The sequence below is a fragment of the Sphingobium rhizovicinum genome, from assembly GCF_042647625.1.
Taxonomy (GTDB): domain Bacteria; phylum Pseudomonadota; class Alphaproteobacteria; order Sphingomonadales; family Sphingomonadaceae; genus Sphingobium; species Sphingobium rhizovicinum.
Genome location: NZ_JBHRVU010000004.1, coordinates 25005 through 42500, shown reverse-complemented (window position 1 = coordinate 42500; position 17496 = coordinate 25005). Strand labels below are relative to the sequence as shown.

17 protein-coding genes (1 of these 17 cut by a window edge) are annotated in these 17496 nt (G+C 64.7%); 8 read left to right on the top strand and 9 right to left on the bottom strand.

Annotated features, from left to right (window positions below):
• Positions 1–1110 carry the 3' portion of a lipopolysaccharide biosynthesis protein gene (locus tag ACFOKF_RS01535; protein ID WP_380792481.1) on the top strand. The gene continues 378 nt to the left of window position 1, outside the view, so the window shows 1110 of its 1488 coding nt (coding positions 379–1488); its start codon lies beyond the left edge, outside the window; its stop codon occupies positions 1108–1110.
• Between the two features lie 19 nt (positions 1111–1129).
• On the opposite strand, the gene ACFOKF_RS01530 is transcribed toward ACFOKF_RS01535, so the two are convergent.
• Positions 1130–1558, bottom strand: a complete 429-nt coding sequence (locus ACFOKF_RS01530; protein ID WP_380792478.1) for a CBS domain-containing protein — start codon at positions 1556–1558, stop codon at positions 1130–1132.
• 76 nt (positions 1559–1634) lie between these two features.
• On the opposite strand from ACFOKF_RS01530, the gene ACFOKF_RS01525 reads away from it, so the two are divergent.
• Both ACFOKF_RS01525 and ACFOKF_RS01520 read left to right on the top strand, forming a co-directional pair.
• Positions 1635–1934: a hypothetical protein gene (locus ACFOKF_RS01525; RefSeq protein ID WP_380792475.1), complete on the top strand. Its 300-nt coding sequence runs from the start codon at positions 1635–1637 to the stop codon at positions 1932–1934.
• Positions 1927–2301: an acyl-CoA thioesterase gene (locus ACFOKF_RS01520; RefSeq protein WP_380792472.1), complete on the top strand. Its 375-nt coding sequence runs from the start codon at positions 1927–1929 to the stop codon at positions 2299–2301. Before ACFOKF_RS01525 ends, ACFOKF_RS01520 begins: the two co-directional genes overlap by 8 nt.
• 254 nt (positions 2302–2555) lie before the next feature.
• Here the strand turns inward: ACFOKF_RS01520 and ACFOKF_RS01515 are convergent, their stop codons facing one another.
• From ACFOKF_RS01515 to hisS, 6 genes are all read right to left on the bottom strand, one after another.
• Positions 2556–4112 carry a DUF4139 domain-containing protein gene (locus ACFOKF_RS01515; protein ID WP_380797607.1) on the bottom strand — a complete coding sequence of 519 codons (1557 nt, stop codon included), beginning with the start codon at positions 4110–4112 and terminating at the stop codon, positions 2556–2558.
• A gap of 14 nt (positions 4113–4126) precedes the next feature.
• Positions 4127–5554, bottom strand: a complete 1428-nt coding sequence (locus ACFOKF_RS01510) for a DUF4139 domain-containing protein (protein ID WP_380792469.1) — start codon at positions 5552–5554, stop codon at positions 4127–4129.
• 124 nt (positions 5555–5678) lie between these two features.
• Positions 5679–6548, bottom strand: a complete 870-nt coding sequence (locus ACFOKF_RS01505) for a DUF4167 domain-containing protein (RefSeq protein WP_380792466.1) — start codon at positions 6546–6548, stop codon at positions 5679–5681.
• 313 nt (positions 6549–6861) lie between these two features.
• Positions 6862–7683, bottom strand: coding sequence for a peptide chain release factor N(5)-glutamine methyltransferase (gene prmC / locus ACFOKF_RS01500; protein ID WP_380792463.1), 822 nt, complete (start codon positions 7681–7683; stop codon positions 6862–6864).
• Entirely contained in the window at positions 7680–8765 is a 1086-nt protein-coding gene (prfA, locus tag ACFOKF_RS01495) for a peptide chain release factor 1 (protein ID WP_380792460.1), read from the bottom strand. Before prfA ends, prmC begins: the two co-directional genes overlap by 4 nt.
• Positions 8765–10027 carry a histidine--tRNA ligase gene (gene hisS, locus ACFOKF_RS01490; RefSeq protein ID WP_380792457.1) on the bottom strand — a complete coding sequence of 421 codons (1263 nt, stop codon included), beginning with the start codon at positions 10025–10027 and terminating at the stop codon, positions 8765–8767. The genes prfA and hisS overlap by 1 nt, the downstream gene beginning before the upstream one ends.
• A 142-nt stretch (positions 10028–10169) precedes the next feature.
• Between hisS and ACFOKF_RS01485 the strand changes: the two genes are divergently transcribed.
• The gene (locus tag ACFOKF_RS01485; RefSeq protein ID WP_380792454.1) at positions 10170–12089 is read left to right on the top strand and encodes a M61 family metallopeptidase; all 1920 of its coding nucleotides are present in this window, start codon (positions 10170–10172) and stop codon (positions 12087–12089) included.
• Positions 12090–12126: 37 nt separating this feature from the next.
• Complete coding sequence (ppa, locus tag ACFOKF_RS01480; RefSeq protein WP_380792451.1) at positions 12127–12666, top strand: inorganic diphosphatase; 540 nt, start codon at positions 12127–12129, stop codon at positions 12664–12666.
• Between the two features lie 185 nt (positions 12667–12851).
• Here ppa and yczR read toward each other — a convergent pair whose 3' ends face one another.
• Positions 12852–14315: a MocR-like transcription factor YczR gene (gene yczR / locus ACFOKF_RS01475; RefSeq protein WP_380792448.1), complete on the bottom strand. Its 1464-nt coding sequence runs from the start codon at positions 14313–14315 to the stop codon at positions 12852–12854.
• A 90-nt stretch (positions 14316–14405) separates the two neighbouring features.
• Between yczR and yczE the strand changes: the two genes are divergently transcribed.
• The 3 genes from yczE (at position 14406) to ACFOKF_RS01460 (ending at position 16836) form a co-directional block, all read left to right on the top strand.
• On the top strand, positions 14406–15008 hold the full coding sequence (gene yczE, locus ACFOKF_RS01470; protein ID WP_380792445.1) for a membrane protein YczE: 603 nt from the start codon (positions 14406–14408) through the stop codon (positions 15006–15008).
• A gap of 118 nt (positions 15009–15126) precedes the next feature.
• A complete protein-coding gene (locus tag ACFOKF_RS01465) occupies positions 15127–16317 on the top strand; it encodes a hypothetical protein (protein WP_380792442.1) in 1191 nt (396 codons plus the stop codon).
• 12 nt (positions 16318–16329) lie between these two features.
• Positions 16330–16836 (top strand): DUF1993 domain-containing protein, encoded by a 507-nt coding sequence (locus tag ACFOKF_RS01460; RefSeq protein ID WP_380792439.1) that lies wholly within the window; start codon positions 16330–16332, stop codon positions 16834–16836.
• 94 nt (positions 16837–16930) lie between these two features.
• On the opposite strand, the gene ACFOKF_RS01455 is transcribed toward ACFOKF_RS01460, so the two are convergent.
• Complete coding sequence (locus tag ACFOKF_RS01455) at positions 16931–17425, bottom strand: hypothetical protein (protein WP_380792436.1); 495 nt, start codon at positions 17423–17425, stop codon at positions 16931–16933.
• Positions 17426–17496 lie beyond the last annotated feature (71 nt).

The following is a 17496-nucleotide window of genomic DNA, read 5'->3' as shown; positions in this document are numbered from 1 at the left end:
GTGCAGGCGTTGCTCTATCTGTCCACGCCCTTCCTGTCCGTGCCCGAAGCGATCATGGGACGGGCGCTCGATTTCAAACGACCTGCGCTCGTCAACCTGATCGCAGCCGCCGCATCGGCTGGCGTCGCGCTGACCGGCGCCCTATCGGGATGGGGCGTCTGGACACTGGTGTTCGCGCCGATCGCCGGATTCTGGATCAAGGCCGCTGGCTATGTGCTGGCCACCGGGTTCAAACCGATCCCAACCTTCGATTTCCGTGGCACCGGCGCGATGGTCGCCTATGGCGCATCGCTGCTGGGCGGCCAGCTTTTCTGGATCGTGCAGAGTCAGGCCGACATCTTCATCGGTGGCCGCGCGCTCGATCCGCATCAACTGGGCCTTTATGCCGAAGCCCTGTTCCTGACCCAGATTTTCGTCAGCAAGTTCGTGCCGCCGCTCAACGACGTCGCCTTTCCCGCCTATGCACGGATGCAGAAGGATGTGAGCAGGGTCGCATGGTCCTTTTGCAAGGCGGTGAAGCTGCTGCTGTTGCTGACCTGTCCCATCTATCTTGGCATGGCGGTCACGGCCGAACCGCTGGTGGAGACGCTGTTCGGCGCAAAATGGCTGGAAATGGCGCCCTTTGTCGCGATTCTCGCGCTCGCCATGCCGTTCATGACCGTGCAGGTGATGTTCGCGCCGGTGAGCAATGCGCTGGGCCGGCCCGGAACGACGGCCCGCGTCGCTGCGGTCGGGGCGATCCTCATGCCGGCCGCTTTTCTGATCGGCATCCAGATTGGCGCGATCGGACTGGCCTGGGCCTGGCTGATCGCCTTTCCGATGCTGACCGCGATTACCGCGCGACTCGCCGGGGGACCGATGGGGTTGCGGGTTGCCGATCTGATTCGCGCCGCCGCGCCGGGACTGGGCTGCTCGCTGCTGATGGCGGGCGTGGTGATGATGGTCGACCGGCTGCTGCCGCCGCTGGCCGCGCCGGTGCGGCTGGGCGTGCTGGTGCCCGTGGGCGGCATCGCCTTTCTCGGCGCGCTGCTGTTGTGCGCGCGCGAAACGCTCAAGGATCTGATCGCCCTGGTGATTCGGCGCAGGCCGCCGACGCAGGCGCCGGCCTGAACCGGCGGCGAATCGCGAATCAGGCGGTCTGGATATAATCGCGCAACGCTGCCGCTTCCGATTCGATCGTATCGATCCGGAATTTGACGAGATCGCCGATTGAAATCATTCCAACCAGCGCGCCATCGACCACCACCGGCAGATGACGGATGCGCCGCTTGGTCATCAGCGACAGGCCATGAATGACGGGCGTATGATGATCGATGGTGATCGCCGGGCTGGTCATCACATCGCCAACGCTGTGGTCGAACGCGGCAGCGCCATCGAGAGACACGCGCTGAACGAGATCGCGTTCGGAAAAAATGCCGACGACCTGGCCATCCTCCACCACCGGCACGCAGCCGATTCGCTGTTCCGCCAGCAATTTGACCACGGAGAGCAGACTGTCCGTGGGTTTCACCTGAATGACGTCGCTTCCCTTGCGCTGCAAAATCGCTGCGATGCTCATGGCTGCTCTCCTTGTCGCCGCAAATCATTTTTGTCGGACGCTTGATGATCCCACTTTCGCAGCCCAATGAAAAGGGATGACACGCAAGGAAGCGCTCGACGATCCGCAGATCGCATCCACCGCCTGGGGTCGGTTCCGCCGGATCATGGGCTGGATGGCGCTGGGCGGCATGCTGTGCGTCGCGGCGGCGCTGGCCTTTCTCTACTGGTGGACCGGCATGTTGCCAATCCACATGGCGATCGCCACCATTTTGGGCGTATGGCTGACTTTCATGTTGGGGACCGGGCTGATGGCGTTGGCTTTCCTGTCGCACGGCACCGGGCATGACGAACAGGTGATGGACCGATTGAAGGACGAGGTGCCGCTGGATGACTGAACGGGGCGACGTGGTGTTGCGGGTGGTGCCGCAACTGACCGATATCAACGCAAATGGCCATATTTTCGGCGGCTGGGTGCTGAGCCAGATGGATATTGCCGGCGGCATCATCGCGCATCGAATCGCCCAGGGCGCAGTGGCGACCGTGGCGATCGAAAGCATGAAATTCATCACCCCGATCCTGCTGGGCGACATCGTGTCCGTCTATGCCCGCGAAGAGCGGCGCGGGCGTACATCCATGGCGATTCGGATCGAAGTGGTGGCGACGCGCGGTCGTGAATGCAAGGAAGTGGCGCTGACCAACGGCGTCTATACGTTCGTAGCGCTGGATGCGAATCACCGCCCCCGGCCGCTGCCCGAGCTTTAGAGCATCATCCGATTAGATTGAATCGGATGATGCTCTAATTTTCTTTTGTTTTCCGCATTCTGCGAGCCGTCTGCTGTTCCAGCCGACTTCAGAATGCTCTAGGAGTCTGGCTGAAAAATGCGCGAAAGAGCGCATTTTTGTTGCGGCGCCGGCCCGCTCCTCCACCCGACCACCCATCAGGGTGCCAGATCTGGGTGGTCGGGTGAGGGAGCGAGCCGGTGCGGATGCGCCAGAGGCGCATTTTCAAACAGGCACTATCGCTGCACCTTTTCGGCATAGGCATAGTCGACCGATTCATTGGCCGGCACGGTGACACGCCAGATCCAGCTGTCGCCGCGCCGCTCCATATCGGCAGGCCGCGGCTCGATGGCATGGGGGATGGTCACTTCGGCCGTGATCGCGAAGGGCCGGGCGTTGCTGAGCGTGATGGTCCAGGCCCGCTCCTTCTTCGATTGCGCCAGAAAGCGCGCGGCGATGCGAACGTCAGCGCTGGACCCGATGTCATAATCCACCTGTTCGCCTTCCGCCTTGTCGCCAATATCGGCCTCCCCCGCCAATAGGCGCATGTCCCCCCTCTGTTCGAACACGGCCACCCGGCCCGACGGCATGGGCAGGCCAAGGCCATCCGCCTTTCGGTTCCGGAGCCGCAGGCGCAGGGTCATGGGCTGCGACCGATATATCGGACCGTGGATGGATGCGGCATAGAGCCGCTCCACCTTCACATCCGCCTGCCGCAACAGGGCAACCTGTTTCTGACCCTGCGCCGCCACATCGACGCTGACCGGGACGCGATAGAGTTTGAGGTCGCCGACATTTTCGGGCGGAGGAGGGGGCGGGGGCGGCGGGGGTGGTGGAGGCGGCAGCGCCTCCATCCTTTCCCTGCGGCTCACGCGTTGCGCCGTAACAACGACATCCTCCATCGGCGCCGCCGCCAGCGGGGGCGCCAGCTCCTCCACTGGAAACAACGCCCAGCTGGGATGGGTGCTGGTGATGTCCATCGGCCAGCATTGCAGGTGCAGCGGCCCGCCGGTCGGACGCGGTTGCGGGCCGCGCCGCCCTTTATTGGGCTGGCCGGCGATCACGGACAGGCGCGCATCGGGAAAACTGGTGACGCCGCCATTCGCGACCGTCAGCCAGGCCATGAGGTCGAGCGCCCTGCCGTCCTCACGCATGTCCGCGACATAGCTGGCGGACCAGTCGAAGCCCTCGGCCAGATAGGTGAGTTGCAACGTGGCGCGGGCAGGGCGATCGCTGGTCGCGATCACCGACAGGGTCGGCCGCGGCGAAAGATCGGCGGGGACTTGTCCGTACAGCATGCGTTCGGGCAGGCCGCTGCACCCCAGCGCTTCATAGCCCTGCGCGGTCTGGACGATCACCCCGCCAGTCGGCCCGGCGCTGATGATCGCATCCTGTTCCGTCACCTTGCCCGTCTTGCGATCGGTACGGCGCAGGGTGACGCTGCGCTTCAGATAGGCGTCGACCAGTCCGGCGGGGGACAGAAGCCGGGCGTCGCGATTCTTTTCCCGCACGCCATTGGGCATGCCCGACAATATCGCCGTTTCCGGCATCAGCCCTTCGGCAACGCCTTCAAAGCGGAGAGTGGTTTCGCCCTGCGGCAGATCGACCGTGCGCGTTTCGGTGATCAGCGCATAGCCGCCGGGCCAGTTGCGATTGATCGCGCCCTTCGCGCGACCGGGCTGGCGATAGACGGTGACGGACACCGAATCGGCTTTGCTCGAAACGATGGTGCCCGCCTGCGCCGGCGCGGGGCAGGCGCACAGCAGAAGCAGCAGGGCAAGGATGCGCGCCACCTGCCTGAGGCCGATCAATAGCGAGAATCGAATGTGACGCTAAGGTCGACCGATCCATTGGCCGGCACGGGCACGCTCCATTCGATCCGGTCGGCCGAAACGCGTTTGCCCTCGATCGGCTGACCGCCAAGGCTTTGCGCGGTGATGCGCGTGTCGCCCCACAACCCCTGCTGCGCCAGATCGATCGTGACCGCTTCGGCCCGCGCATTGGTGAGCGTATAGCGCATCTTCGTTTCCCAGCGCGAACCGCCCTTCTTCGTCCGCTGCTCCACGGTCGGGCGGACCTTCACGTCGAAGGCGTCACCCGTGCGCAGCGCCATCGACGATCCCATGGGGGTATGATCGATGTTGTTCTCGCCGATGAATTGCGGATCCCCGCGCGCATCGCGCATGTAAACGCGAATCGTGCCGGCGGGCAGTTGATCGCCAAGGCCGCCCTGTTTGCTGGTCGAGAATTTGAGCACGCTCGATGCGCTTTGCGGTTCAGCGGAACTGCCCAGCCAGCCATTGACATATTCATAGGTGGCGCGCGCCGGCGCGCCCTTCACATCGAGGAAGCTGACCTGTTTCTGCTGGGCGTTGGCAATGGTCGTGCGCTGGGACAGGGGATAGAGATAATAGTCGCCCAGTCGCTCTCGCGGGCCGCTTTGCGTGCCGGCCTGATCGATCGCGCCGTTGGAGGACGGCCACCAGCTGCCGCCATTGCGACCACCGCCATTGGCCGGATTGCCGGCGACAAGGATCGTCTTCGCATTGGTGAAGCTGGTGCCCGTATTGTTGGTGAGCGTGACCCAGCCCTGCATGTCCATCGCCCCTTTGGCCGCATCGAACAAAGCGACATAGTCGGCCGTCCAGCCCAGATTGGGAGTCAGGTAAGACAGGCGCGCCGGCACCGTGCCGGCGCGGGCCGCTTCCACCGTAACAGACAGCGTCGGGCGGGCGCGCAGATTGGGCGGCACGCGATCAAAAATCACCCGGACCGGCAGACCATCATCGCGCAATACCTCAATCCGTGCGCCAATCTGGAGGACGATGCCGCCATTGGCCGCCAGAATCTTCGCCCGCTCGCGCGTTTCCGCGCCGGTTGCGGGGTTGGTGCGGACCAGCGTGACCTCCTGCCCCACCGCCTTGTCCATCAGCTTGTCGGGGGAAAGAAGATCATAGTCGAAATTCTGTTCGATGATCGACAGGCCCGGCCCGGACAGGTTGACCGTTTCGGGCCGGATGCGCGCCGACACATCGGGAAATTCGATGCGGTTGCGCCCCGCATTCACCGGCAATTGCCGATCATCCTGCACCAGCGACTGGCCGTTATTGTAGATGGTGACAGCGACATCGCCCTGCGCCGTTGCCCCGGTCGGATCGGCCGCGCCCTGGCTCTGCGCCTGAATGGAAACGGGCAGGGCGGTCAGCAGCAGCGGCAGCAGGCGGGCGGCTTTCATCAGCATCTCTCCAGCAATGTGAAGACCTTGTGCCGGATCGCGACGGGCTTGGAAAGCAGGCATGAAAAAAGGGACGATGCGCCGGGCACCGTCCCTTTTTTCCTGTCTCTGCCGTCCGAAGGGCTTATTCGGCCGCTTCGGTCGCCGCTGAAGCGCGGGGGCGACGGGTGCGCTTCTTGGGCGCTTCCTCGGCCACCGCTTCGGCGTCATTATCGGCGCGCGCGATCGAGGGCGGCAGCACCGCTGCGTCAAAGGCTTCGCCGGCTTCGGCCGAGGCAGCCTTGCGCGGGCGGCCACGACGCGGACGGGGCGCTTCGGCCTCCGCTTCGTGCGCGGCCTGCGCCGCCGGCTGAAGTTCAGGCTGCTGCGCGGCGGCGGGCGCAGGTGCGTCGGCGGGGGTGCCCGACGGCCCCTCTACGCCCATTTCCTGCGCGGCGAAGCGATCGCGACCAGGACGATCGCGACTGGGACGATCGCGACGGTTGTTGCGATTGCCGTCGCGATTATCGCGGCCTTCCCGATCACCCCGGGCTTCCCGGTCGCCGCGACCTTCGCCGCGCGAGTCCCGATTGTCGCGTCCGTCTTCCGACCGGCGCTCCTGATCGCGCGGCGCGCGATCATAAACGGGCTGTTCGCTGCGGAAATCATCGCCACCGTCAAAGCCGGTGTCGAAATCGTCGCCATCCTCGTCGAAACTCTCGTCACGCGGACGGAAGCGCTGCTGCTGCTCCTCCTGACGGGCGCGATTGTCGGCCAGCACGCGGAAATAATGGTCGGCAAACTGGAGATAATATTCGGCATTCACCCGGTCGCCCGCCATCTGCGCGTCGCGGGCCATATTCTTGTATTTCTCAAGAAGCTGGGCCGCGTTGCCGCGCGAGCGGTTGTCGATGCGGTTGCCATTGTCACCACCACCCCGATTATTGCCGTTGGGGCGACCATTGTTATTGTTCCGGCCGCGATTGCGGCGGCCGGCCTGCCGGTTGTTGATCAAGACATGATCCTTGCGTTCGCTATGCCAAAATTCACTGAAAACACTGTTCAGTCGCCATCCCCAGACGATCCGTCAATCGGATCGGATACGGCTCCGCCAGGCATGGTCCTTGCCCGGGACCATTACCCCAGCTGCCAGCGGCGCCTGCGCAGCGAGCGCCGTCATGACTTTTCGGAGCAGGGAAAACGGCCTTATCTATCAATGGCCTGCATGACCATGTCATGAAAGGAAGCCGTCCCTGGCACTTGATGTAGAGGCTTTCACGCGAGAAACCAAGCAATTTTCGCTTGTCCGGTGGTAAATCGAGCGTTGTTCAGGACGGATGGGTCGCCACCAGACAGCGATTGAGGCCCGCCAGATCGCGCCGGACGACGAAGGCCAGCCCCTGTTCGGCCAGCAAAGCGCCGACACTGTCCGCCTGCCGATAGCCGATCTCGATCGCGGCCATGCCGCCCGGTGCGATCAGGCGCGGCAGATCGGGCGCGATGCGGCGATAATCGTCCAGACCGTCAATGCCCGCAAACAGGGCGCTGGCCGGATCGCGCAGCACATCGCCCGACAGCGGTTCATCCGTGCCGATATAGGGCGGATTGATCAGCAGCAGGTCAAAGGGGCCATCGACGCCATCGGCCCAGTCGCCAGGGCGGAACGCCGCCCGATCGGCAAGGCCAAGCTGAACCGCATTATCCTGTGCGACGGCCAGCGCGGTAGGAGAGGCATCCACGCCCAGCCCGCGCGCCTGCGGCCATTCGCTCAGCGCCGCCAGCAGCAGCGCGCCGGAGCCGGTGCCTAGATCCAGTATCGAGGCGGGCGCATGGTCGCGGAAATGATCGACCGCCGCCTCGATCAGCGTTTCGCTGTCGGGGCGGGGGATCAGCGTGTCGGGCGTAACCCGCAGGCTGATGGTCCAGAAATCACGCGTGCCGGTGATATGGGCGATCGGCTCCCCCGACAGGCGGCGGTCGAGCAGGGCGGGGAAGATTTCGGGCACGCGCAGGTCGCGCTGACGCAGCAGCATGTCGCCGCGCGACAGGCCCAGCGCATGGGCCATCAGCAATTCGGCGTCGAGCCGCGCGGTATCGCTGGAGACAGCGAGGGCGACGGTTGCGGCGCGCAGCGTATCAGGGAGATTCAATTAACCCCGTCCAGCTGCGCCAGCCGGGCCGCTTCATCCTCGGCGATCAGGGCGTCGATCACTTCGGACAGGCCGGGGCCTTCCAATATTTCGGGCAGGCGGTGCAACGTCAGGTTGATGCGGTGATCGGTGACGCGCCCCTGCGGGAAATTATAGGTGCGGATGCGTTCGGACCGATCGCCCGACCCCACCATCGCCTTGCGCGCGCCGGCCTGTTCGCTGTGCGCGCGTTCGCGTTCGGCTTCGTAAATGCGGGCGCGCAGCACCTGCATCGCCTTCGCCTTATTCTTGTGCTGCGAACGTTCGTCCTGCTGGGTGACGACGATGCCGGTCGGAAGATGGGTGATGCGCACGGCGGAGTCGGTGGTGTTCACATGCTGGCCGCCAGCGCCCGACGCGCGATAAATGTCGATCTTGAGATCGCTATCGGCGATCTGGACGTCGACTTCCTCCGGCTCCGGCAGGATCGCCACGGTCGCGGCCGATGTGTGGATGCGCCCGCCGCTTTCGGTCGCGGGCACGCGCTGGACGCGGTGGACGCCGCTTTCGAACTTCAGCTTGGCAAAGACGCCCGCGCCGTTGACGCTGGCCACCACTTCCTTGAAGCCGCCGACTTCCGAAGCGTTGGCGGACATCAGTTCCAGCTTCCAGCCCTGCGTGTCGGCATAGCGCTGATACATGCGGAACAGGTCGCCGGCGAACAAGGCGGCTTCGTCGCCGCCGGTGCCGGCGCGGATTTCCAGCATCGCCGGGCGGGCATCGGCCGCGTCGCGGGGCAGCAATTGCAGCGCCAGCGCGCGCTCGGCGGCGGGCAACTGGCTTTTCAACACCTGCATCTCCTCCTGCGCCATTTCGCGCATAAGGGGGTCGGCCTCTTCACCGCCGGTCATGGTTTCCAGCGCCGCCAGTTCCTGCCGCAACCGCCGCAATTCGCGCGCGGCATTGGCCACCGGCTCGATCTCGGCATATTCCTTCGACAGTTTCACGAACGCATCGGCCGCAAGGTCAGCGCGCGTCATCGACGCCTGCACCTCGTCCCGGCGCGCCTCGATCTGCGCGATGCGTTCGGCGGAGATGTGCATCAGAGCGCCGTCACCGTACCGATCAGCGAATCCAGCGCCACCGCCTGCTGCTCACCCGTACCCAGATTGCGCACGGCCGCTTCGCCACGCGCCAGTTCATCATCGCCAAGGATGATCGCCCAGGCGGCGCCCGACGCATTGGCGCGCTGCATCCGCTTCTTCATATTACCGCGATAGCCCATGTCGCAGGCCACACCGGCACGACGCAGGTCGGCGATCATGCCGGTCGCCTTGGTTTCGGCCGCTTCGCCCATGGGAATGAGCACGACGGCCGGCTTGTCGATGACGGGCTGGTCAATCAGCATCGCCAGCCGCTCGATCCCCGCCGCCCAGCCGACCGCCGGGGTCGAGGGACCACCCAGATTTTCGATCAGCCCATCATAGCGGCCGCCGCCCAACACGGTGCCCTGCGCGCCCAGCCGATCGGTGATAAATTCGAACGCGGTGTGGCGATAATAATCGAGGCCGCGCACCAGCCGGGCATTGCGTTCCCACGCCACGCCGGCGGCATCCAGGCCGCTCGTCACCTTTTCGAAGAAGCTGCGCGCTTCGTCGGTCAAATAAGCGTCGATGTCCGGCGCGCTGTCGGCGACCGGACGGTCGCGCGGATCCTTGCTGTCGAGGATGCGCAGCGGGTTGCGGTTCAGCCGGTCGAGGCTTTCTTCCGACAGTTGATCCCTGTGCGCTTCGAAATGGGCGATCAGCGCCGCACGCCAGGCGTCGCGGCTCGGCCCGTCGCCCAGCGTGTTGAGATTGAGCGTCACGCCATCCGACACGCCCAGTTCCTTGAGCAACTGATCGGCCAGCACCAGCAGTTCGACGTCTGCGCCCGGCTCGCCTGCGCCGAGGATTTCGGCGTCGAGCTGGTGGAACTGGCGGAAACGGCCCTTTTGCGGGCGTTCGTAGCGGAACAGCGGGCCGTGCGTCGCCACTTTGAGCGGCGCATATTGCTGCCAGCCTTCGGTGATGTAGGCGCGGCTGATGCCAGCGGTAAATTCGGGACGCAGGGTAATGCTGTCGCCGCCGCGATCCGTGAACGTGTACATTTCCTTGGACACGACATCGGTGCTTTCGCCCAGCGATCGGGCAAAGACGGCGGTGGATTCGAACACCGGCACTTCGACCCGCTGGAATCCATACAGCTTGCGCACCCGGTCGAAGGTCGCGACCACATGGGCGAAGCGTTCCTGAAACGCATCCGCCGTGCCGCCCAACATATCCTGCGTGCCGCGCACGGGGCGCGGCGTTTCGATCTTTGCCATGGGGCAGCGCCTTTAACGCTAATTCATCCCCATGGAAACGCGCTTTTTAAGGCTGGGTTCAGGGGGGTGGACGCAGGCGATCCAAGCCGCCATGCTTGCGCCATCCGGGCCGTTCCGCCCCGCAAAATTTCTGGAGACCTTCATGATCCGCAGCCTTGCTGCCGCGCTTTGCCTTTCCACGGCCATCGCCAGCCCGCTTTTCGCGCAGGACGTCATCCGTTCCAAGCCGACTGCGCTGCCCGTCGACAATGCCGCACCTGCACCAAAGGACATAGCCTATCCCGGCGGGACCATCCGCCTGGAAGTCGACGCGACCGACACGACGCAGCGCATCTTCCGCGTGAAGGAGACGATCCCGGTCGCCGCCGCCGGCCCCATGACGCTGCTGATGCCGGCCTGGCTGCCGGGCAATCATGCGCCGCGTGGGCAGATCGAGAAGCTGACCGGCCTGACCTTCACCGCCAACGGGCAGCCGGTCACATGGAAGCGCGATCCGCTGAACGTCTATGCCTTCCAGATCGACGTGCCGCAGGGCGCGACCGAGGTGGTGGCGCAGTTCCAGTTCCTGTCCGCCACCCAGCCCAATCAGGGCCGCGTCGTCGTGACGCCCAAGATGCTGAACATTCAATGGGAAAGCGTGTCGCTCTATCCGGCGGGCTATTATACCCGCCAGATCCCGATCCAGCCGACCGTCACCTATCCCGCCGGCTGGCAGGCGGCGACCGCGCTGCGCGGCACGAAGTCGGGCGACAGCGTCGCCTATGAGACGATCGATTATGAAGCCTTGCAGGATTCGCCGGTCTTTGCCGGGCGCTATTTCAAACCCGTCGATTTGGGCAGCAACGTGACGCTGAATATCGTTGCCGACGACGCCGACGAGCTGGATTTCAAGCCGGAACAGATGGCCAAGCACAAGAAGCTGGTGGCCGAGGCCGGCGCGCTGTTCGGCGCCTATCATTTCAACCATTATGATTTCCTGCTGGCGATTACCGACGAAATGGGCGGCATCGGCCTGGAGCATCATCGCAGTTCCGAAAATCAGGTCGAGCCGGGCTATTTCAAGAAATGGGATTCGGGCGAGGCGCTGCTGGACCGCAACCTGTTGCCGCATGAATTCACCCATAGCTGGGATGGCAAGTTCCGCCGCCCCGACCTTTTGTGGACGCCCGATTTCAACGTGCCGATGCAGGACAATCTGCTGTGGGTCTATGAAGGGCAGACGCAATTCTGGGGCTATGTGCTGGGTGCGCGGTCGGGCATGTTCTCCAAGCAGGAGACGCTGGACGCCTATGCCCAGATCGCGGCCCGGCTGGACACGGCGGTCGGCCGCCAGTGGCGCCCGATGGAGGACACCACCCATGATCCGATCATCTCCGCCCGCCGACCCAAGGGCTGGACCAGCTGGCAGCGGTCGGAAGATTATTATAATGAAGGGCTGATGATCTGGCTGGAGGCCGACGCGATCATCGCCAAGGCGACGCGCGGCAAGAAGGGCCTCGACGATTTCGCCAAGGCATTTTTCGGCATCAATCCAGGCGACTGGGGACAGGTGGTCTATAATCGCGGCGACGTGATCAAGACGCTCAACGACATCGCCCCCTATGACTGGGCCGGCTTCTTCCAGAAATATGTCGACAGCACGACCAAGGAAACGCCCAAGGGCGGCTTCATCCTGGGCGGGTACAAGCTGGTCTATGGCGAAGAGCCGGGCGCCATCACCAAGGCGGCCGAAGGATCGGCCAAGATGGTCGACCAGAGTTTCGGGCTGGGCGCGATCGTCAAGAATGACGGCGAAGTCAGCAGCGTCATCTGGGACAGCGCGGCGTTCAAGGCGGGACTTGTTACCGGCGCGAAGATATTGGCAGTCAATGGCGACGAATTTTCCGGCGACGTCTGGAAAGCCGCGATCAAGGCCAAGACGCCGTTCCAGATCATCCTAAAGCAGGACAAATATTATCGTACTTTGACACTCGATTATTCGGGCGGGCTGCGCTATCCGCGCCTCGAAAAGACAGGAGAGGGTGACGGCAGCCTCGACAAGCTGCTCAAGCCGAGAACATGAAACACCCGCAACGCAACCTGCAAATAAGGGCAACTCCATGAATATCGAATTGATCCCCGTCGGCGACGATCCGCCCAACAGCCTGAACGTGATCATCGAGGTTCCCGTTGGCGGCGAACCCGTGAAATATGAGTTCGACAAGGCGTCGGGCGCGCTGTTCGTGGACCGCATCCTGCACACGCCGATGCGCTATCCCGCCAATTACGGCTTTGTGCCGCACACGCTGTCGCCCGATGGCGATCCGCTGGACGCGCTGGTCATCGCCCGCTCGCCCTTCGTCCCCGGATCGGTCGTGCGCGCGCGCCCGATCGCCGTGCTCAATCTGGAAGATGAAGCCGGCGGCGACGAAAAGCTGGTCTGCGTGCCCGACGACAAAACCTTCCCTTACTACAGCAATGTGGATGAGAAGGACGATCTGCCCGGCATCGTGATGGAGCAGATCGAACATTTCTTCACCCACTATAAGGATCTGGAAAAGACCAAGTGGGTGCGGATCGGCACCTGGGGCGGGGCGGAAGACGCCAAGCGCATCACCTTGGAAGCGATCGACCGTTACAAGGACAGCAAGACGGCGTAAGGCCGGATTGCCGATGATTTAAAAAAAAGCCGCGTGGATCGCTCCACGCGGCTTTTTTTATGAAGTGCGGCACCGGCCCGCTCCCCCACCCGACCACCCAACGGCAGTATCATATGGGTGGCCGGGTGGGGGAGCAGGCCGGTGCCGCCGCATAATGCGCCCTTCCGCGCATTATGCCAGACGACTCAAATCAACCGATCCGCATCCAGCGCCAGCGCCAGCGAATCGCGTCCCTTGGGCATGCGCGCATGGAGGCGGGCGTCGGCCTCCACCAGACGCTCGACTCCGGCCTCCAGCTGCGCTTCGTCCAGCGTAAAGGGCAGGCGCAAAAAGCGTTCGAACGCGCCGCCTACGCCAAAGCGCGGACCGGCCGCGACGCGCACCCCCATACTTTCGGCCAGGGCGGCGAGCGCGGTCGCCTCGGCGCGGGGCAGTTCCGCCCAGAGCGACAAGCCGCCTGCCGGCGCCTCCACCCGCCAATGGGGCAGGCGGCGCTCGATCAGGCCCAGCAGATGGTCGCGCCGCCCGCGCAGCATCGCCGCCCGCTCGCCCAGGCCGACATCGGCGTCGACCAGTTGGGCGACGGCCAGCTGCTCGACCACGGGGCTGGCCATGTCCATCGTGGTGCGCAGGCGGCCGAGCGCGGCGATCGTCTGCGCGTCGGCGCGAATCCAGCCGACACGCAAACCACCCCAGAAAATCTTGCTGGCCGACCCCAGAGTGATGACCTGACGGCCCGACGGATCATGCATCGCCACCGGGGGAGGGGGCGCGAAATCCAGCCCCATCGCCACCATGGTTTCGTCGACGATCAGCGGCGTATGGCTGCGCGTCGCCGCCGCCACCAGCGCGCGGCGGGTGGCCGGGTCCATGCTGCGCCCCGTGGGATTGTGGAAATCGGCGATGACATAGGCGAAGCGGGGCGACGTCTGGCGGAACGCCGCCTCCATGGCGTCAATATCCCAGCCCTGCGCCGGCAGGCCGACCGGCACCGGCACGACATGCGCACGCTGCAACGCCTGAATCGCGTTATGATAGGTGGGATGGTCGATCACCACCCGGTCGCCCGGCCCGGCGAGCCATTTGAGCAGCAGCGAAAAGCCCTGCTGCGCGCCGTTCGTCACCATGATCTGGTCGGGCGAGGTGGGACAACCACGCCGCTCATACTGGGCGGCGATCGCCCGGCGCAACACCATCAGGCCCAACGGATCATAGCCCAGATCCCCCAGATAGGCGGGCAGCGCTTCCACCGCATGGGCATAGGCGCGCGCCACGCCGGGCGCGGCGGGAAGCGCCGCATGAGTCCAGTTGAGGATATTGCCGCCGCTGGTCAGGTCGCGCTCCTCCTGCGGCGCTTCCACATGGCCGGCGGGCAGGCGCGTGACGCTGCCCGATCCCTGCCGGCTTTCCAGGAAACCGTCATCGCGCAGCCGATCGAAAGCGGCGGCAACCGTGGTGCGCGACAGGCCCAGCGCGGCGGCCAGTTCCCGCTCGCCGGGCAGGCGGACGTTGAGGCCCACGCGGCCATCCAGCACCAGCATCCGCAGCGCCTGCGCCAGCTGACGATAGGCCGGCTCTGCGCTGTCCTGCGCGCGCCAGGCGCCCAGCAGGCGGAGCAGGGAAGGGGGACGCAGCAGCGAAGTGGACATGGGACTCGTTCCAATCTGGCCATCGATACAGGCCATTTATGCCAGACTGGTCCTTTTGGAAAAGGCCAGTTAGCAGGAATAAGCCTGCCCATGATGATCCAGCGCCGCCTTTTCCAGCTTATCTGGGGCCTTGCCCTTTATGGTTTCGCCATGGCGCTGATGCTGCGCGCCAATCTGGGGCTGGACCCGTGGGATGTGCTGCATCAGGGGCTGGCGCCCAAAATGGGGCTGAGCTTTGGCATGACGGTCAATCTGATCGGGGCGATCGTGCTGCTGCTATGGTGGCCGCTGCGGCAGCGGCCGGGGATCGGCACGGTGGCCAACATATTGGTGATCGGGACCGTGGTGGACCTGTCGCTGATGATCCTGCCGACGCCGGACGGTTATGCCATGCGCGCGACTTGGCTGGTGGCCGGGATCATCCTCAACGGCATTGCCGGCGGCGCCTATATCGGCGCGGGCATGGGACCGGGTCCGCGCGACGGGCTGATGACGGGGCTGTGCCGCCGCACCGGCTGGCCGGTCAAATGGGTGCGCACGGGCATAGAGATTGGCGTGCTGGCGATCGGCTGGACGCTGGGTGGAACCGTGGGCGTCGGCACGATCCTCTATGCCGCGACGATCGGCTGGATCGTGCACCATGCGCTGCCCTATTTCCGCATTGTCGATGGCGGGCAACCGGCGCGCGGCTAGCAGCGATGCCCCCCTGACGGGCCCGGTCCCTTCTGTTGGAAATGCGTCGCATGTCCATTGACGAGGCAGGGCAGTCGGGCATGATCGGGCCTTCCCCCCGATCAAGGAGCCTTCCCTCATGCGCCCCTTCCTCGCCGCCTTCCTGCTGCTGCCTCTGACCGCAGCAACCGCACCTGTTCCACAACCCGCGCTCGCGCCGCTGACCTTCGAACAGATTGCGCCCGAGGGCACGAAAATGCCCCGGTTCAAGGTGGACGCCGCCTGGCCCGCCATGCCCGACGACCTGCTGCTGGGGCAGGTAAGCGGCGTGGCGGTGGGACCGGACGATTCGGTCTGGGTCGTGCATCGGCCCCATAGCCTGACCGGCACCGACACCGGCCTTACCCAGACTCCGCCGATCGCGGCCTGCTGCAAGCCCGCGCCGCCGGTGGTGCGCTTCGGCAAGGACGGGCGCTATATCAACGGCTGGGGCGGGGCGGAGAATGCGCCGAACATCGACGGCGTCAACCAGTGGCCCGCCAGCCTGCACGGCATCTTCGTCGACGAGGCCGGCAGCGTCTGGTTCGGCGGCAATGGCAAGGGCGATCATGTCGTCTTGAACTATAGCCCGGACGGGAAATTTATCCGCAGCTTCGGCCGGCGCGACAAGACCGGCGGCAATGACGCGACCGACCAGTTGGGCAACCCGTCCGACGTCAACCATTCGGACGGCATGGTGCTGATTTCGGATGGCTATGTGAACCGCCGGGTCATCGGCTTCGACGCGCAGACCGGCGGCTATAAGGGCCGCTGGGGCGCCTATGGCAAGCCGCCCAGCGGCCCGGTGTTGCAGGGCGCGTTCGACCAGAGTCATGCCGTCGACCCCAGCCTGGTCGCCAATCCGGCCGCCAGCATTTTCGGCAGCATCGTCCATTGCGTCGCGCCTACCAAGGACGGCTATCTCTATGTCTGCGATCGCAACAACAACCGGGCGCAGCTGTTCAAACGGGAAAGGAATGGCGGCCTGACCTTCGTGCGCGACCTGGCGATCGCGCCGGAAACGGGCGGCACGCACACCGTGACCGACATCGCCTTCTCGCCCGATCCGCAACAGACTTACATGTATGTCGCCGACATGATGAACGGCCGCATCTGGATATTGGAGCGCAAGACCCACGCCATATTGGGCGCGATCGGCCGGGTCGGGCGGCAGGCAGGGCAATTCACCTGGCTGCACAGCATTGATACCGACAGCGACGGCAATATCTATGCGACCGAGGTGAATACCGGCCGCCGCGTGCAGAAGCTGGTCTTTACCGGCATCGAATAGAAGGAACGCTGCGTGGCGACCGAGCTTTATGACCTGACCGTACCCGTCTTCATCCGTGGCCTGCGGAACCTGTCCGTCCTGCTGGACAAGGGCGCGGCCTTTGCGGCTGAAAAAGGCTTAGATGCGCTGGCTCTGACCGGCGCGCAGTTGATCGAGGACATGAAACCGCTGACCGCGCAGGTGCAGTTCGCCTGCGACACGGCCAAGGGCACGGTGACGCGGCTGGGCGAACTGGAGCCGGTGGCGATGCCGGATACCGAGCAGAGCTTTGACGAATTGCAGGCGCGCATCGCAAAGACCATCGCCCTGCTGGAAGCCGTGCCGCGCGAGAAGATCGACGGACGGGAGGAGGCCAGCGTGGTGCTGAAGGTGCCGGGCGGCGAGATTCCCTTTACCGGGCGCAGCCATGTGCTGACCTTTTCCCTGCCCAATTTTTATTTCCACCTGACCACCACCTATGCGCTGCTGCGGCAGGCGGGCGTCCCTGTGGGCAAGCTGGACTTTCTGGGCGGGATTTAAGCATTCTCAAGTCAGCTGGAACAGCTGACGGCTCGGAGAATGCGCAACAACAAAAACATAAGGCAGTCGATCCGATGCTATCGGATCGACTGCCTTAACCCGCGACCAGCCGCATATAGGCGCTCGCCACCCAGCCGCTGACGCAGGGGCCATCATAGGCTTGCTTGCGATCCACGGGGGAGGCGACGCCGCAATCGACGGCCTCCGTCGCGTTATCCGCAGGCTGGGCAGGCGGCACCACCACACCCAGCCATTTCTGGTCGATGCTGCGCGTGCAGATATAGGCGCGCTGGCCTTCCGCCAGTTGGGCTAGCGGCTTTGCGTCGCTGAACGGCGCCGCGCGCAGCGAAAGTCCGGCCGGGCCGCTGCGCGTGACCTGCCCCAGCGCGCCGCATGCATCCATCCGGGGACCATCCTCCCCGATCGTCACCGGCCGCGCGACCGGCGCATCCATGCGGCTTTCAGGCACATCTTCGCGCGGCGCGCCGGCCAGCGAGCTGTTGGGCAATTCCTCATAGACGTCGTTGCTCTTCGAACAGGCGGCAACGGTCAGCATCAGGGGCAGAAGCAGGGCCGGGACAATGCGCATGGAAAGCGTGATAGACCGCCCCGGCCCAGGGCGGAAGACGCCATGTTTCGCTTTAGTTTCATGGCGCCTTT

What these genes read in the sequence shown, in the direction of transcription:
- ACFOKF_RS01520 (WP_380792472.1), top strand. Translation starts at nt 1,927, where the DNA reads ATGACTGAACGGGGCGACGTGGTGTTGCGGGTGGTGCCGCAACTGACC.
- ppa (WP_380792451.1), top strand. Translation starts at nt 12,127, where the DNA reads ATGAATATCGAATTGATCCCCGTCGGCGACGATCCGCCCAACAGCCTG.
- ACFOKF_RS01530 (WP_380792478.1), bottom strand. Translation starts at nt 1,558, where the DNA reads ATGAGCATCGCAGCGATTTTGCAGCGCAAGGGAAGCGACGTCATTCAG.
- ACFOKF_RS01525 (WP_380792475.1), top strand. Translation starts at nt 1,635, where the DNA reads ATGACACGCAAGGAAGCGCTCGACGATCCGCAGATCGCATCCACCGCC.
- yczE (WP_380792445.1), top strand. Translation starts at nt 14,406, where the DNA reads ATGATGATCCAGCGCCGCCTTTTCCAGCTTATCTGGGGCCTTGCCCTT.
- hisS (WP_380792457.1), bottom strand. Translation starts at nt 10,027, where the DNA reads ATGGCAAAGATCGAAACGCCGCGCCCCGTGCGCGGCACGCAGGATATG.
- ACFOKF_RS01455 (WP_380792436.1), bottom strand. Translation starts at nt 17,425, where the DNA reads ATGCGCATTGTCCCGGCCCTGCTTCTGCCCCTGATGCTGACCGTTGCC.
- ACFOKF_RS01465 (WP_380792442.1), top strand. Translation starts at nt 15,127, where the DNA reads ATGCGCCCCTTCCTCGCCGCCTTCCTGCTGCTGCCTCTGACCGCAGCA.
- prfA (WP_380792460.1), bottom strand. Translation starts at nt 8,765, where the DNA reads ATGCACATCTCCGCCGAACGCATCGCGCAGATCGAGGCGCGCCGGGAC.
- ACFOKF_RS01510 (WP_380792469.1), bottom strand. Translation starts at nt 5,554, where the DNA reads ATGAAAGCCGCCCGCCTGCTGCCGCTGCTGCTGACCGCCCTGCCCGTT.
- ACFOKF_RS01485 (WP_380792454.1), top strand. Translation starts at nt 10,170, where the DNA reads ATGATCCGCAGCCTTGCTGCCGCGCTTTGCCTTTCCACGGCCATCGCC.
- yczR (WP_380792448.1), bottom strand. Translation starts at nt 14,315, where the DNA reads ATGTCCACTTCGCTGCTGCGTCCCCCTTCCCTGCTCCGCCTGCTGGGC.